The sequence below is a fragment of the Nitrospira sp. CR1.1 genome, assembly GCA_014055465.1.
Classification (GTDB): Bacteria; Nitrospirota; Nitrospiria; order Nitrospirales; family Nitrospiraceae; genus Nitrospira_A.
Genome location: WIAF01000002.1, coordinates 326,066 through 341,118, shown reverse-complemented (window position 1 = coordinate 341,118; position 15,053 = coordinate 326,066). Strand labels below are relative to the sequence as shown.

The 15,053-nt window shown below is 58.8% G+C and carries 12 protein-coding genes; 9 read left to right on the top strand and 3 right to left on the bottom strand.

The features are described 5' to 3' along the window. Position 1 precedes the first annotated feature (1 nt). The 4 genes from GDA65_06200 (at position 2) to GDA65_06185 (ending at position 3,362) form a co-directional block, all read left to right on the top strand. A complete protein-coding gene (locus tag GDA65_06200) occupies positions 2–526 on the top strand; it encodes a redoxin domain-containing protein (GenBank protein MBA5862281.1) in 525 nt (174 codons plus the stop codon). A gap of 31 nt (positions 527–557) precedes the next feature. After that, entirely contained in the window at positions 558–1,094 is a 537-nt protein-coding gene (locus tag GDA65_06195) for a redoxin domain-containing protein (GenBank protein MBA5862280.1), read from the top strand. A gap of 1 nt (position 1,095) precedes the next feature. Beyond that, on the top strand, positions 1,096–1,842 hold the full coding sequence (locus GDA65_06190; GenBank protein ID MBA5862279.1) for a cytochrome c biogenesis protein CcdA: 747 nt from the start codon (positions 1,096–1,098) through the stop codon (positions 1,840–1,842). A 314-nt stretch (positions 1,843–2,156) separates the two neighbouring features. Then, positions 2,157–3,362 carry a geranylgeranyl reductase family protein gene (locus tag GDA65_06185; protein MBA5862278.1) on the top strand — a complete coding sequence of 402 codons (1,206 nt, stop codon included), beginning with the start codon at positions 2,157–2,159 and terminating at the stop codon, positions 3,360–3,362. 24 nt (positions 3,363–3,386) lie between these two features. Here the strand turns inward: GDA65_06185 and bamD are convergent, their stop codons facing one another. After that, entirely contained in the window at positions 3,387–4,289 is a 903-nt protein-coding gene (gene bamD / locus GDA65_06180; GenBank protein ID MBA5862277.1) for an outer membrane protein assembly factor BamD, read from the bottom strand. Between the two features lie 206 nt (positions 4,290–4,495). Here bamD and fabH point away from each other — a divergent pair, with 206 nt between their 5' ends. The 3 genes from fabH to GDA65_06165 all read left to right on the top strand — a co-directional run bounded on the left by fabH (position 4,496) and on the right by GDA65_06165 (position 7,340). After that, positions 4,496–5,488, top strand: a complete 993-nt coding sequence (fabH, locus tag GDA65_06175; GenBank protein MBA5862276.1) for a beta-ketoacyl-ACP synthase III — start codon at positions 4,496–4,498, stop codon at positions 5,486–5,488. A gap of 177 nt (positions 5,489–5,665) precedes the next feature. After that, the gene (locus tag GDA65_06170; GenBank protein MBA5862275.1) at positions 5,666–6,283 is read left to right on the top strand and encodes a DUF47 family protein; all 618 of its coding nucleotides are present in this window, start codon (positions 5,666–5,668) and stop codon (positions 6,281–6,283) included. 64 nt (positions 6,284–6,347) lie between these two features. Further along, positions 6,348–7,340, top strand: a complete 993-nt coding sequence (locus GDA65_06165; GenBank protein ID MBA5862274.1) for an inorganic phosphate transporter — start codon at positions 6,348–6,350, stop codon at positions 7,338–7,340. Here the strand turns inward: GDA65_06165 and GDA65_06160 are convergent. Next, positions 7,306–9,165 carry a HAMP domain-containing protein gene (locus tag GDA65_06160; GenBank protein ID MBA5862273.1) on the bottom strand — a complete coding sequence of 620 codons (1,860 nt, stop codon included), beginning with the start codon at positions 9,163–9,165 and terminating at the stop codon, positions 7,306–7,308. The two genes, GDA65_06165 and GDA65_06160, sit on opposite strands and share 35 nt — an antisense overlap. Then, positions 9,162–9,878 carry a response regulator gene (locus tag GDA65_06155; GenBank protein ID MBA5862272.1) on the bottom strand — a complete coding sequence of 239 codons (717 nt, stop codon included), beginning with the start codon at positions 9,876–9,878 and terminating at the stop codon, positions 9,162–9,164. Before GDA65_06155 ends, GDA65_06160 begins: the two co-directional genes overlap by 4 nt. 172 nt (positions 9,879–10,050) lie before the next feature. On the opposite strand from GDA65_06155, the gene ispH reads away from it, so the two are divergent. Both ispH and smc read left to right on the top strand, forming a co-directional pair. After that, positions 10,051–11,013: a 4-hydroxy-3-methylbut-2-enyl diphosphate reductase gene (ispH, locus tag GDA65_06150; protein MBA5862271.1), complete on the top strand. Its 963-nt coding sequence runs from the start codon at positions 10,051–10,053 to the stop codon at positions 11,011–11,013. Positions 11,014–11,204: 191 nt separating this feature from the next. Next, entirely contained in the window at positions 11,205–14,888 is a 3,684-nt protein-coding gene (gene smc / locus GDA65_06145; protein ID MBA5862270.1) for a chromosome segregation protein SMC, read from the top strand. Positions 14,889–15,053: the final 165 nt, after the last annotated feature.

Below are 15,053 nucleotides of genomic sequence, written 5' to 3'. Positions count from 1 at the left end.
GATGTTTCTCGTTGTCTGGCTGCAGAGCTCAAAGTATGAGCCGTTGATCGTCGGAAAAGAGGCCCCGGACTTTCAACTGCCTGACTTAAACGACAAGCCCTTACGCTTGTCTGATTACCGAGGGAAAGTCGTCTTTTTAAATTTTTGGGCCACCTGGTGCAAACCCTGCCGGGAAGAAATGCCTTCTATGGAAGTGTTGTACAAGAATTTTGAAAAAGACGGACTCGTGATTCTGGCAGTCAGCATCGACCGGGTCACGACAAAAAAAGAGATTCCACCCTTTGTCAAAGGCCTGAATCTGACCTTTCCCGTCTTGGTCGACTCCTGGGGGCAAACGGATAAACGCTACAAATTGATGGGAGTTCCCGAGACCTACATCATCGATCAGCAAGGTGTGCTGCGCGAAAAAGTGATCGGGCCCAGGGACTGGACGCGATTGGATAACCTCAAAGTGCTGACGCAACTCCTGAAGCCTGCGGACAAGGCGGCGAGTGCAGCCTCTTCCAAAGCGGCTCCGGTATTATAAACGTATGATGAACCGTTGGTCGTTCTTATCGATGATCGGCGTGGGATTAGTGTCCGGCGGAGTCCTTTTTGCCGACGTCTACGGAGCTTCGTCCAATTCGAACCCTGCTCCCCTCACGGTAGTGAGTCGTGCGCCGCAGGTCGATGACGAGGCGCCGAACTTTCTCTTGAAGGATTCCGAAGGATTCAATGTCACCTTGGATCAGTTTCGCGGGAAGGTTGTGCTTCTGAATTTTTGGGCCACGTGGTGTGGTCCCTGCAAAATCGAAATGCCGGCAATGGAACAGCTGTATCGATCCTTCAGCCGCAAGGAATTTGAAATTCTGGCGGTTTCAACCGATGCCCAGGGCACGGCTGTCACCCGGCCTTTTCAGCAGGAGGTCGGCTTCACATTTCCCGTGCTCCATGACGCCGATTTCAGGATCGGGCTTCAGTACGGTGCTCGCCAGCTGCCGATGACATTTCTGATCGACCGCAAAGGCATCATTCGCAACCGGATTCCCGGGGCTCGCGACTGGAGCACGCCGGCAGGGAAACGGTTAGTCGAAGCGTTGTTGCAAGGGTCTTAGCATGACCGACTCTGTGCAATCGATTTCACTGGTGGCTGCGTTTTCTGCCGGGTTGTTGTCTTTTGTTTCCCCCTGCGTCCTGCCGCTGGTGCCGTCTTACATTTCGTACATCACAGGCCTTTCGATCGAACAGCTGACCGATGTTTCTGAACGAAGCCGGTTTCGCAAGGCGATCATTGTGAACTCGCTGCTGTTTATCGCCGGGTTTTCAACGGTGTTCGTGGCGTTCGGGGCTTCAGCGAGCTTGCTGGGCCAGGCCTTGATGACCTATCAAGAACATTTGCGACGGTTTGGCGGAATCGTCGTGATCGTGTTCGGGCTCTATCTCTTGGGAATCCTGAATCTGAATTTCCTCAAAATGGAACACCGGTACCAGTTTCGGAATCGTCCGGCCGGTTTTCTTGGCTCGTTCTTGATCGGGATCGCATTTGCAGCTGGATGGACCCCCTGCGTCGGGCCTGTTCTTGGGACGATCCTCCTCTATGCAAGCACGACTGAGTCGATGTTCAGTGGAGTGGTCTTACTTACATTCTACTCCCTGGGATTGGCCCTGCCCTTGTTCCTCACGGCGTTGGGAGTCGATCGATTCCTCAGTTACTTCAAGGAAGTGCGCGCCTATCTCTGGGGCGTCTCTACGGTGAGCGGGGTATTGCTCATTGTCGTGGGCGTGATGATCTATGCGAACTCGTTGACCATGATCACGAGCTTTCTCGAACGATACGGAATTGGCTGGTACCTCGGGCAGTAGTCAGGATCTCTGGCCCGCCTTATTCATGAGCACTTCTGCTGCGCTCGCCGATCCGCTGCTGCGACAGGCCTTCGGCCGGCGGGCTCGCTCCTCGGCCCCTCGACGTCCTGCAGGAGGACGCCCCGGGTCCTCCCGGCTCCGCGCGCCGGTCTCGCAACGTGACGCGGCGATTGCACGACGACCCGGCATGAATAAGGCGGGCTAGGCTCTTCCCCGTCCGGCTCCTTCTGGCCCCCCCTGCGTAGCAGTCTCGTCTCACTTCGGTTAGATTGGACTTGCTCGGGGAGCGGCATTCCTCAACTGGTGTGCAGCACATGGCTGATGGGCACGGACACACAACCTACGACGTGATCATTGTCGGGATGGGACCGGCGGGGGCGGCCGCTGCGGCGGTCCTTAGTCGCGGTGGGCTAGCGGTACTCGGCTTGGATAAGGAGTCGCATCCCCGATACAAAGTATGCGGTGGTGGCTTATCGGCGCGCATCGACCACGTGCTGGAACCTGGTTTTCAATCCGTGGTCGAGCAGTCTGTGAACGGCGTCAGATTTGTCTACCGTGGACAGGATCCTCTGCTCATCCAATCAACCCATCCGATTGCCTACATGGTCATGCGGGACCGTTTCGACCACTATCTCGTGCAGGAAGCGATTCAGGCCGGGACCCATATCCGAACCGGTCACGGCGTGCTGGAGATTCAGCAGGACCCACAGGGCGTGGAGGTGGCCACCGGCCAGGGGCGCTATCGGGCAAAGATCGTCATTGGTGCAGACGGGGCCAATAGTCTGGTTGCGCGCCGCTTCTTTCCGCAAAGATCGCAGTACCGGGCTCCGGCGTTGGAGAGTGAGGTGTCGATCAGAGGTGATCACCACTTTCCCGCCGCTACAACGATTCTTGTAGATGTGGGGGCCGCTCGTCAGGGATACGGTTGGATCTTTCCAAAGCAAACAGGCCTTTCCGTGGGAATCGGGGAATTCCGTCGCAAAGCGACAAGCCTGCGCGCGACCTTCGACCGTTTTGTCACAGAAGAACGAGGCTTGACCGGCTGGACGGTGCCGCGCCCGGCAGGGCATCCGATTCCTGTCTATACAGAATCCGAAGGGCGGGGTCAGGGAGGGGATTCCCGCTTTGCCGCAGGCCGTGCGGTGCTCGTCGGGGATGCCGCCCATTTGGTGGACCCGTTGTTCGGCGAGGGCATTTATTATGCGATCCGTTCAGGCCAACTGGCGGCCCATGCGATACTGGCGCATCAGAACAATTACAGCGAGTCGCTGGCGGCGTACGAGACGGCGCTAGAACGGGAAATCCTTCCGGATTTCCGTGTGACGGCCAGAATGGCCCGGGTCATCTATGCCTTTCCTCGCCTCGCATTCAAGCTCCTGCGCCGTTACCAGGACGTCGTGCAGGATTATTTCGAAGTCCTGCAGGGACGTACGACGGCCCAGGCATTCCTCCCGAACGCGAAGATACGCCTGAAGGCATCAGTCAACGACCTCCTCCTCGAAGCATTACATTTGCGGTAAGCAGGTGAGCTGTCTTGGGGCGTGTTAGCACCAGGCGCCAAGCCGGCACGAAACGAACGGCTGAGATAGGGCAGCGCTTGGAGCGCGTTTGAGGTCAGGCACGGCCGGCGCAGTAAACGCTGATGGGACCGAGGCCGCGAGCAGCGTGTCGTGCGGTTGGCTCTGCGGCGCCGGCGCTTCCTTGGTGGACGCGATGGCCGGCGGCGGCGATTGTTTCCCCAGTTTGGCCAGCAGCCGGCGGCCACTTCCTGCCACGTCGCTGTTCGGATATTTTTCCGCTAATAGCTGGAGTTTTTCCAACGCCCAATCGTTCGCCCCGAGTTCCTGATAGGTCAAGGCCAGATAGTACAAGGCGTCCGGAGCCACCTTCTTGTCCGGATAATCCTTCACGATCATGTCGAATCGGTGGGCGGCCGCCAGGTACGACGAGCGGCGATAGTAAAACTGCCCGACAAACAGGTGAGTCTGAGCAAGCCAATCATGGCAGTCGGCCAGGCGCTGGAGCGCTTGGGCTTCATATTTACTGTTGGGGAATTCCTTCCGCAATTTCTCAAACGCTGCGATGGCTTTCTGAATCGGTTCCGGATCGCGGTCGATCGATTTTCCCATCCGAAGATGGCTTTCAGCTAAACGGAACTGAGCATACACGGCCAGCTGGTGGCTGCGATGCAATTCCAGAAAATGCTGGTATTCCACGATGGCCTCGGCGAATTCTTCCTTGTCGAAGAAGGCCTCGCCGCGTTTCATGATCACATTGGGATCATAGTTCTTTTCAATGGTGTCACCGAGGAAGATCTGCTCGTCTGTCCCGCTCACCGGTTTGCCTTGAGCGGTGGTTTTCGGTTTGCTGGAACATCCGGACGCAAAACACAGCAGTCCCACCACGACGGCCAGGCGCACATACCAACCCCTCGAATGCCGATGCATTCAGTGACTCCTTCGCACAGAAAGAATTGACGGTGAACAGAACGTAACTACACAATTTTTCTAGCAGATCATGAACCGAAAAGCAACGAATTCAATGTCCGGAGTTGACCCTCCCGGAGCCGGGTCCTATAATCGCGCCGCACTTCTGAGTATGGGTGCGACCCATTGTTAACGACCAATTCCCAGTTTGCTCCAGTAGGAATTCCGTGAAGCGCAGTCGGATTGTCGGGACCGGTTCCTTTGTGCCTCCTCGAGTGGTCCACAACGAGGAGGTGGGGGGGCCGCTTGGGCTGAATTCAGATCACATCATAGCCCTGACCGGTATTCGCACGAGACATTGGGCCGAACCGGGGCAGGCATCCTCGGACCTGGCGGTAGAGGCGGGGCAGCGCGCCTGCGAGGCTGCCGGATTGGCGCCCCGGTCCCTGGACGCGATTCTCGTTTCGACCACCTCGCCGGATAGCGCCTTTCCTTCCACGGCTTGTCACGTGCAGCGGGCCCTAGACGCCGGTTCAGTGATGGCATTTGACCTGTCGGCGTCCTGTTCAGGATTTCTGTATGGATTGTCGATGGCCGATGCCATGATCCGGAGCGGTCACATCCGATCCTGCTTGGTCGTTGCCGCCGAAGTGAAGTCTTGCTCGCTGGACGCGACAGACAGAGAAACAGCCGTGCTGTTCGGTGATGGCGCCGGTGCCGTTGTGGTTGTGCAGGATGAGTCGGTTCGGCCGGAGGCTGCCGGCATTCTTGGTGTGCGCCTGTATGCGGAAGGGGCGGGGCATGGCCTCATCACGATTCCCGCAGGAGGGTCGCGGAAGCCAAGTGGGATGGAAACCGTCCGTGCGAAGGAGCACCTGCTGCGGATGCGGGGGAGCGCCGTGTTTCGCGCTGCGGTCCGTCATCTGGAGCAGGCGATGGTCGAACTGCTGAAGGAATTTGGGCTCTCGGCCGCTGATGTCACCCGGGTCATTGCCCACCAGGCCAACGCCAGAATTTTAGAGCAGCTCCGTCGCCGCCTCGGGCTATCTCGGGAGGTGGTCCATTCGGTGATCGAACGTTATGGGAATACCTCGTCTGCATCCCTTCCGATCGCTTTGGACGATGCGGTCCGGGAACAGCGGGTCGTGGCAGGAGATCTCGTGGTACTAGGGGCATTTGGCGGAGGCTTAACCTGGGCCACAGCATTGATGCGCTGGTAACCACCCTCGGCAAGCAAGTTGACGACGGCATGGCACCGGTCATGTCGGCTCCCGAAGGTGTGTTGGCGCAGGGAATAGCCATCGCAAGGAGTTCAGAAAGGCTGTCCAGCAAGGTCGCATAGGGGCGTGCGATGGAGATACGCCAGGCTTGGTCAACAGCCTGATAGAAAGGACGTTATGTTCGGTCTCATACCTCGGGAAGAAGCGTTTTTCGACCTGTTCAAGAATGCGGCGCATAACATGATCGAAGGGAGCCGTCTATTGAAGGATATGACGGAGGACTTTCGGAATCCGGTTGAGAAAGCGAAGCGCATCAAGGACGTCGAGCATGTCGGGGACGGCATTACTCATGAGATTGCCCGGAAACTGAATCAGACCTTCATTACGCCCATTGATCGGGAAGACATTCACGATCTGGCGAGCGCCTTGGATGACATCCTGGATGTGGTCGAGGCGATTGCCGATCGATTTGTGCTGTATAAGGTGGTGGCTCCCACGGAAGCGGCGATCAGGCTGGCAAATGTGCTGTATCAAGCGGCTGTTGAAGTCGGGGCGACAGTTGATTTGCTCGGCAAGTCCCATCAAGCGGTCACGGAGTGCAGCGTGCGAGTGAATAGCTTGGAAAATGAGGCCGATCGCATCTCTCGCGATGCCATCTCGTCATTGTTTGAGAAGGAGACGGACCCGATCGCCGTCATCAAATGGAAAGAGATCTACGAAAATTTCGAGGCGGGAACCGATCGGTGTGAAGATGTCGCCAACATTCTCGAGCGCATCGCCTTGAAGCACACGTGAGCGACTCCCACATGGTCCTCGAGACTCATCCTGACCAATACTCTAGGGGTAGGAAGCGGCAGTCATGGCTGAACTGAGCGGATTATTGTTAGTCGTGGTGATTCTGGCGTTGCTCTTTGACTTTTCCAACGGCTGGCATGACAGCGCCAATGCCATCGCGACGGTGGTCTCGACCCGTGTGGTCAGTCCCTCCACGGCGGTTCTTGTCGCCGGTGGTCTCAACGTGGCCGGCGCGTTCATGTCCACTGCGGTGGCCAAAATGGTGGGCACCGGGATCGTCGATCCTCAGTCGGTGACCCAGACTGTGGTGGCCTCGGCCCTGGCGGGCGCCATTGTGTGGAATTTCATGACCCTCTTGCTGGGGCTGCCGACCAGTTCATCCCATGCACTCATTGGCGGGTTGGTGGGGGCCGCGCTGACCCATGGTGGAATGGGAGCCGTCAAATTTTCCGGACTACGGTCGGTACTTGAGGCGATGGTCCTCTCCCCGTTTTTCGGGTTTGCGATCGGGCTGGTGTTGATGGTTGTGCTGAGCTGGCTCTTTTTTCGAGTGCCGCGAGCCCTGGCCCTGAGGTTGTTTTCCCGGCTGCAACTCGTGTCCGCGAGTTTTATGGCCTTCAGTCACGGAGCGAACGATGCGCAGAAGGCCATGGGGATTATCACGTTGGCACTCGTCTCGGCCGGGGTGCTTCCTACTGCGGAAGTGCCGACCTGGGTGATCGGGTCCTGCGCTGTTGCGATGGGGCTCGGGACGGCGGTGGGAGGATGGCGAATCGTACGGACCCTGGGCATGCGGATTGTAAAACTCGAGCCGGTCCATGGATTTGCGGCCGAGACCGGAGCCGCAATCGTGTTGATGGCCACGGCCCATATCGGGCTTCCGGTCAGCACGACGCATACCATCACCTCGACCGTGATGGGTGTCGGAGCCGTCAAGCGGTTATCGGCCGTGCGGTGGGGCGTGACCCGTCGCATCCTGTCGGCGTGGCTCTTCACCCTACCGGGAGCGGCGCTCCTCTCGACTATGTGTTACCTGCTCCTGTCGAAATTGTTGTAGGCGATTCCTGCGCCACGGGGAGGTGAACCACAAAACGGCTGCCTCTCGGCGCATTGCCTTCCACCCAGACATGCCCGTTATGAGCCTCGACAATATGTTTGACGATGGCGAGCCCCAGGCCGGTTCCACCCAGTTCGCGCGAGCGGGCCTTATCGACTCTGTAGAATCGTTCGAACACTCGCGGCCGGTCCGCTTCGGGAATGCCGATTCCCGAGTCTGCCACGAGGACCTCAATCATCGGGCGGGCTGAAACCGACCGGCTTTGAGTCGCATGCCGGATGGTCATGGAGATTCGTCCCTGATCCGGGGTGTATTTCACGGCGTTTTCCAGCAGGTTGATAAAGACCTGGGCCAGGCGCTCTTCGTCCCCTTCCACCACGACATACTCCTCCGGAAGCGACAACTCGATCGTATGGTGCTTCTTGTCCGCTAACGGTTTGATGACTGCAACCGTTCGTTCCAGCAAGGCCCGCAATTCCACCGGTTCCCGGCGAAACAGCACCTGTCCGGACTCGATTTGCGATAACTGCAGCAGGTCGTCGAGGATGAGGTTCAGGCGATTGCTTTGCCGCATGATGATTTCCAAAAACGCGGCGGCCGTCGCAGGATCATCCTTGCCTCCGTCCAGCAGGGCCTCCACGTATCCCTTGATGGATGTGAGCGGTGTGCGAAGCTCATGGGACACGTTCGCGACGAAATCTTTGCGGATTTTCTCCAGCCGGCGCAGCTCGGTGATGTCGTGGAAGACGAACACGGCACAGGCTTCCTGCTCGCGACTGCCCCCGGCGATCGACGCTTCCACACGCAGGCAGCGGCCGCTGGGGGAGAGGATAATTTCACCGCCTTGGCCGGAACGCGTCTGCAGCACGCCAGAGACGAGCGTGGTCAGTCCTTCGTGCCGGATGAGTTCGGCATAGTGGCGGCCGCGCGATTCCGTCAGTTCCAAGGCGAACATGCGCTCCAACGCCGGATTGACCTGGACCACCGTTCCTCGATAATCCAACACCATGACGCCCTCGACCATCGCGATGAGCATGGCCAGGAGTTGCGCGCGGTCGTCGGAGACCTCCTTGATTTTCGTTTCCAGCTGATCGGTCATCTGGTTGAGGGTCTGCGCCAGCAAACCGACCTCGTCCGATGAGGAGACAATGAGGCGGATCCCCGGCGTTCCCGTCGCGAGTTGGTGGGCGGCAGCGGCCATCTCAGACAGGGGCTTCGTCAGATTACGCGAGACCCAGAGACTGAGGGCCATGGCGAGGAGAAAGGCGGCGCCGAACGCCGTCACCAGATCTTGCTGAATGTGCCGCACTCGCTCATCAATGGAGGTCAACGACAGGCCGAGGCGGATGACCGGAACGCCCGGTTGCAGGGGCACCTGTTCTGAAAGGAGTCGCGCGACATAATAGGTGCGTTCTCCGGTGGTCTGGCTGGCTCGAATATCCATGCCTCGCCCTGATGCCAGGGCTTGTGCCACTTCTGGACGAGCAAGATGATTGTCGACGTGTGTCAGGCCCCCGGCGGGGACGGCGCTATCCGAAAGCACAGTGCCGTCCTGCTTGATGACGGTGATGCGAAGGTGAGCCTGGTGGCTCAGTTCGTGGACGGTGGCATGAAGCAGCGGTACTGAAACGGCTTGTCCGGGGTGGTCAAAGAGCGGCCGGAGGGTCATGGCGGCCAGGCCGCTGCGCGTCTCCAGCATCTCGGCCATGCGGCTGAGTTCGGTCTGTTCGACCGAGCGGATCACGAGCCAGCCCGCGACCACGAGGCCGACGAGGACGGCGGCGAGCGTGCCCAGGGCGACTTTCCACCGGATGCCGAGGTTCATGCCGGAATGTCGGACTCGCGCAATTTATATCCGAGTGATTTGATCGACACGATGGCGTCATCCAGAAGCGGGAGTTTCTGTTTGAGCCGGCGCACGTGCACATCCACCGTGCGCGTGGTCCCGTAGTAGTCATACCCCCACACGGCGCTGAGTAAGACGTCGCGCGTGAGCACCCGCCCGACATTGCGCAGTAGGTGTTCCAAGAGACCGAATTCTTTCGCGGTGAGCGTGATTTCTTCACCCTCTAGCCGGACTTCATGCCGGGAGAGATCCACGGTCAAGGGGCCGTAATGATATTGGGTTTGAGGACTGTTCGCGTTGCGGTCTAGCCGGCGCAGCAAAGCCTTGACCCGCGCCACCAGGGCTTTGGGGCTGAAGGGTTTGGTCACGTAATCATCGGCTCCCAGTTCTAGGCCAATGACCGTATCGGACTCTTCCGCCTTGGCGGTCAACATGAGAATGGGAAGCAGCGCGGTCTCCTGATTCAGGCGGATCCGCTTGCAAACCTCCAGGCCGTCCAGTTCAGGCAACATGAGATCGAGAATAATCAGGTCGGGATGTTCGGCTTTGACCTGCCGAAGGCCCTCTGTGCCGGTCATGGCGGCAACTGTCCGGAACCCCTCTTTCTCGAGGTAGAGTTTGACGAGTTGCAGAATATCTTTCTCATCTTCAACGATCAGAATTTTTTTATGCGTGCTGGAAGGAGCCGGCATGGCGGGATTGTTGCACAATAGGTCAACAGCCTCAACTGCTTTTCGGCCGGAACGGGCTGGATAACGCGGTTGACGTCACGAGCGGGTCTGACGTAAGGTGACTGGTTAGTGAGATGCCGCGCGTTTCCCGGCGGCCGGGCGGCCCTTCATGAGTGTGAGAGGGAACCAGCAGATGAAGATTTATTTAGCCAATCCTCGCGGATTCTGCGCGGGCGTCGACCGCGCTATCGATATTGTCGATTTGTCCCTGAAAAAATACGGCGCACCGATTTACGTGCGCCATGAGATCGTCCATAGCCGGCACGTGGTGAATTCGCTCCGGCACAAGGGCGCCGTATTTGTGGAAGAGTTAAACGAGGTGCCGGAAGGTTCCGTGGTGATCTTCAGCGCCCACGGTGTGGCGAAGTCGGTGTGGGAAGAGGCGCAGAGCCGCCGCCTGCATGTGATCGACGCCACCTGCCCGCTGGTGATCAAAGTGCATAACGAAGTTAACCGCGATTACACGCAAGGCTACGAATTGATTCTGATCGGCCATGCGGGGCACCCCGAGGTCATCGGGACGCTGGGCCAGATCCCGGACAAGTTTCACCTGGTGTCCTCGGTGCAGGATGTGGAAACGCTCCACGTTGAAAAAACTCAGAATCTTTCCTACGTCACCCAGACGACCCTCAGCGTGGATGAATGCCGCGATATCGTTGAAGCCCTGCATCGGCGTTTTCCGAATATCAAAGGCCCGCATCAGGAAGATATTTGTTACGCCACGCAGAACCGCCAGAATGCGGTCAAGTCGTTGTCGAAGCTGGTCGATGTCATTCTCGTCATCGGGTCGCCGAACAGTTCCAACTCGAACCGGTTGCGTGAATTGGGCGAGCATTGCGGCATTCCCTCCTATCTGATCGATGCCGCATCGGATATCAATCCGGATTGGTTGAAGGATGCGAAGAGCGTGGGCCTATCGGCCGGCGCCTCCGCTCCTGAAGTTCTCGTCACGGAAGTGGTGGCCTATCTGAAGCGCCTGGGCTCTTCGGAAGAGGTCGAGGAATTGACCGTCATCGAAGAGGACGTGGAATTTCTCCTTCCAAAGGAATTGGTCACCATCGAGTCTGCGTCACGCACTGCGGCTTCCGCGAACTAAACTCGTCGGAAGTGCTCATAATTTCCTACAGGTAGATCCGGCCATTCCTCCATATATTGGGGGAGTGGCCTCTTTATTCCCCCATATCAAGGGCTTTTTCTTTGCATTGAATCTATCGCTGTGATAGAAAGTTTTCCGTTTTCTTCCTCACAAGATGTCCCATCTCAACCTTCTTGCTCTGGAGGTCGCCGGTGTATCTGAAGTCCTTGGAAATGCTCGGCTTCAAGTCATTCGCGGAAGCGAAAATACAATTTCCGAAAGGCATCACGGCGATCGTGGGTCCGAACGGCAGCGGCAAAAGTAATGTCGTGGATTCCATCCTCTGGGTCCTGGGCGAGCAAAGCACTAAAACGCTTCGAAGCGAGAAGATGGAAGACGTGATCTTCAACGGAACAGAGGTACGGAAACCGCTCGGATTAGTGGAAGTCTCGCTGGTCATCGGCGGACTGGGCGAGTTGCGGTTGGATGCGATTTCAGGGTTGCCGAGTCAATTGAGCGAATATCAGGAACTGATGATCACGCGGCGTCTTTATCGCAATGGCGACAGCGAGTATCTCATCAACAAGACGCCCTGCCGGCTCAAAGATATTCGCGATGTGCTGATAGAAACCCGAGCCGGGTCGAAGGGCCATACCGTCATTGAGCAGGGCCGAATCGAACAGATTTTGCAAGCCTCACCGCAGGACCGCCGGGAGTTGATCGAGGAAACCGCGGGCATCGTCCGATATAAGAAGCAAAAGGCCGAAGCGCTTCGTAAGCTGGAATCGACACAACAAAACCTCTTGCGGGTGCGCGACATTGTGGCGGAAGTCAAAAAACAGCTGAATTCACTGGAGCGCCAGGCTCGCCAGGCCCGGACGTACCAAACTTTGCAGCAGGAAGCCAAAGGTCTCGAGATCGAGCTGTTGTCCCGTGACTATCGCACGATGCATGCAGACCTGGAATCTGTGGACCACGAAGCGCGGGAAGTAGAAGCGCTGGAGGCTGAGCAGGTGGCGGAGCAGGCTCGCCTGGATTCGGAACAGGAAGCGATCCGGCTCCGGATGAACGACGCGGCCGAGGCCATCTCGCGCGTGCGGGACGCCTTGGCGGGTACTGAGCAGCGCCAGTCGCAGGCATTGACGGCCGCGGAGGTCGAGCGGAACCGGACGGAATTGTTCGAGCGGCAACGAGTCCAGGCATCGCAGGAAATGGAACGGCTGGCCGCGGATCAGGAGCAGGCCCGGGGGGAGATCGAAGAACTTCGCGCGACATTGCTCCAGTTGGAAGGCGACATTGTCGAACAGGACGCGCAGTGGCAGCAGGCGGATGCCGAAGCCAAGGCCTTGGCCGGGCATCGGGCTGCAGCAGTCGGCGAAGAGGAGCGCGCCCGCAAAGATGTTCTGAATCTCGCCGTGCTCGTCGCCAACACGGAGCAGAGTCTCGCGCAGGTGACCGCGCGCCAGCAGGAAACCTCGGCCCGGGCAGAACGGGTCGCTCGCGAGCAGGAGGAAATGGTCGCGCAAGTGGCGGGGTTGGATGAGCAGCGAGAACTTCTTGCGGCGCAGCGGGAGGAGGCGAGTCAGCGGATTCAAGGACTCATGGCTGAACGTCAGGCCGCGATCGAGCGCATTGAAGGGCTGGGCGGGCAGATCACGGGATTGGATCGCGAGATCGTCCGGTTCTCCGAAGATGTGGCCGCGGTAGAGTCACGTCTGGGCGCGCTGCAAGGGGTCGTGCGGGAGGAAATGGGATACGGTCGCGAAGGGGAGGAAGAAGGCACCGCGCTGAAAACCTGCGACGGCGTGCGGGAGGCACTCGCAGAGTGGCTCGTGATTCCGCCGGGCCTTGATCGTGCCGTGGAGACCATCCTGGGTGAACGGGTGCGTGGTTGGTTGGTCGATCAGCCCTCAGCCGCCAGCCGCGCAGTGGAGTTTTTGAAGGACAAAGAGCTTGGTCGCGGAGCGTTTATCCCGCAGCATATCCGGTGGTCGCCCGACCAGACGTCAACGGATTCCTCAGCCTCCTGGTGGCCTGCGCTCAATGGCCAGCCGGGAGTGGTGGGGCGCGCCGCGGACGTCATCCGCGCGGAAGGCGCGTCCGCTCCCACCTTGAGTTATTTGTTTGACGGCATCGTGATTGTCGAATCGCTCGCTGTGGCTCTGCAGCTGTGGGAGCAGCATCAATGGCCGGCACCTGCAGGCCCGACCTATGTGACGTTATCGGGTGAAACACTGGATGCGGCAGGCGTGATCACCGGCGGTGGCTCCAGTGTCGGTGCGGGGCTCCTGCAGCGCCGGCGAGAAGTGCTGGAGTTGGAAGCCCGACGGACGGAGGCGGTGCAGGCGCTGGAACTGGCTCGCGTTGCGCGTGAGGAGGCGGCGTCGGCATTGGGCTTGGGTCGGGAGGAAGAACAGCAGCTTGGCAGGGCCATCCGCGAGGCGGAGATGTTGGAGTTGTCGCTGCAAAAAGACGATGCAAACATTGAACGCCAGCGCGGCGAGTTGCACCGGCGCATGGACATGTTGGGTGAAGAACTGCAGCGTGGGTTAGCTGAACAGGCGCGGTTGCAGGAACAGTTTCAATCCGGTCAGGCCCAACTTGCCCAATGGGTAGCGGAAAAACTCGGGCAGGAAAACGGGCTGCTTCAGGTGCGTGAACGGCTGGTGGTGATCGAGAGCCAAGGACTGGCGATTCAGCAGCGGCTGACCGAAGTCCGTTTGTCGCTCGAAAGCATGCGTGGACGCCGAGAGCATGCCAACAGCGATATTGCGCGTTTCACGCAACGGCTGGACGCCGCGCAGCGACGGGCGACCGACCTTGAAGAGCAGGTGACCGGGTTGGCGCAGTCGACGGAGAGCAGCCGGGAAGAGCAGACCAGGCAGGAGGCGCTCTGCCGCGAACTCGGCGCCGAGGTTGACGGGATCAAGTCGGAACTCATTGCGGCTCAGGAGCGTCAGGCGCAGGAAATGACCGGATTGCATGCGGTGGAGGAAACCCTCACCACGGTGCGGCAGAGTCTGTCGGCGTTGCACGATCGCCGCATGACGGCCGAGGTGCGCAAGGCCGAAGTCAAGGCGCACCTGTCCACCATCGAAAGCACGCTGGCCGGCACCTATCAAATCGATCCGGCGACTCTGCTGGCATCACCAACAGAGGAGCAGCCCCTATCGGAAGGGGAAGGGCTGGCCGCACCCGTGTCTCTGCTCGAGACGCCGCAGTTGCGGGAACAGATTCAGAAGATTCGCGAACGGTTGGACCGCATGGGCGCGATCAATCTGGCGGCGATTGATGAACATCGTGAGCTGGAAGAACGGTATCTGTTTCTAACGACCCAGGAGCAGGATCTGTCCACCTCCATTGCGTCGCTCAAGGAAATTATTCAGCGGATCAACCGCACGACCAAAGACATGTTCGTGGAGACCTTCAACGAACTGCAGCAGAAGTTTCGTGATGTGTTTGCGCAATTTTTCCCCGGCGGCCGCGCGGAACTGCAGTTGGTCGAAGAGCCGTTGGAGGAAGGTGCGGAGGACAATGGCGCCCGAGAACCGGGCGTGGAAATCGTGGCTCAGCCGCCGGGGAAACGGTTGAAGAGCATTACGATGCTGTCCGGCGGCGAAAAGACCCTGACGGCGATGGCATTGCTGATCGCCAGCTTCTTGATCCGTCCGACCCCGTTCTGCATCCTGGACGAAATCGATGCGCCGCTTGATGAAGAAAATATCGGGCGATTCACGGCGGTGCTGCGTAGCCTGTCGGCGACGGCACAATTCCTCGTCATCACGCACAACAAGCGCACGATGGCGATGGCCGATTCGCTCTTCGGCGTGACCATGGAAGAGCCCGGCGTGTCGACCTTGATCTCCGTCAAGCTCGGCGACCTTCAGCCGGCCTGACGGAGGAAGGTTTGCGGATAACTAGAGACGCTCTGTCTTCAGTTCAAACGCGCACTTAGACTCCAAATCGGCGCTGCTTCCCTTGACTGGCTTTCAGCAGTTTGTTATACAGTCCTGCTAATGATTATGCGTGGTACTGCGCGGTTTCATATGATCGCTGCTTGA

What these genes read in the sequence shown, in the direction of transcription:
- GDA65_06160 (MBA5862273.1), bottom strand. Translation starts at nt 9,165, where the DNA reads ATGAACCTCGGCATCCGGTGGAAAGTCGCCCTGGGCACGCTCGCCGCC.
- GDA65_06170 (MBA5862275.1), top strand. Translation starts at nt 5,666, where the DNA reads ATGTTCGGTCTCATACCTCGGGAAGAAGCGTTTTTCGACCTGTTCAAG.
- GDA65_06155 (MBA5862272.1), bottom strand. Translation starts at nt 9,878, where the DNA reads ATGCCGGCTCCTTCCAGCACGCATAAAAAAATTCTGATCGTTGAAGAT.
- GDA65_06195 (MBA5862280.1), top strand. Translation starts at nt 558, where the DNA reads ATGATCGGCGTGGGATTAGTGTCCGGCGGAGTCCTTTTTGCCGACGTC.
- GDA65_06190 (MBA5862279.1), top strand. Translation starts at nt 1,096, where the DNA reads ATGACCGACTCTGTGCAATCGATTTCACTGGTGGCTGCGTTTTCTGCC.
- bamD (MBA5862277.1), bottom strand. Translation starts at nt 4,289, where the DNA reads ATGCATCGGCATTCGAGGGGTTGGTATGTGCGCCTGGCCGTCGTGGTG.
- GDA65_06200 (MBA5862281.1), top strand. Translation starts at nt 2, where the DNA reads ATGTTTCTCGTTGTCTGGCTGCAGAGCTCAAAGTATGAGCCGTTGATC.
- ispH (MBA5862271.1), top strand. Translation starts at nt 10,051, where the DNA reads ATGAAGATTTATTTAGCCAATCCTCGCGGATTCTGCGCGGGCGTCGAC.
- GDA65_06165 (MBA5862274.1), top strand. Translation starts at nt 6,348, where the DNA reads ATGGCTGAACTGAGCGGATTATTGTTAGTCGTGGTGATTCTGGCGTTG.
- GDA65_06185 (MBA5862278.1), top strand. Translation starts at nt 2,157, where the DNA reads ATGGCTGATGGGCACGGACACACAACCTACGACGTGATCATTGTCGGG.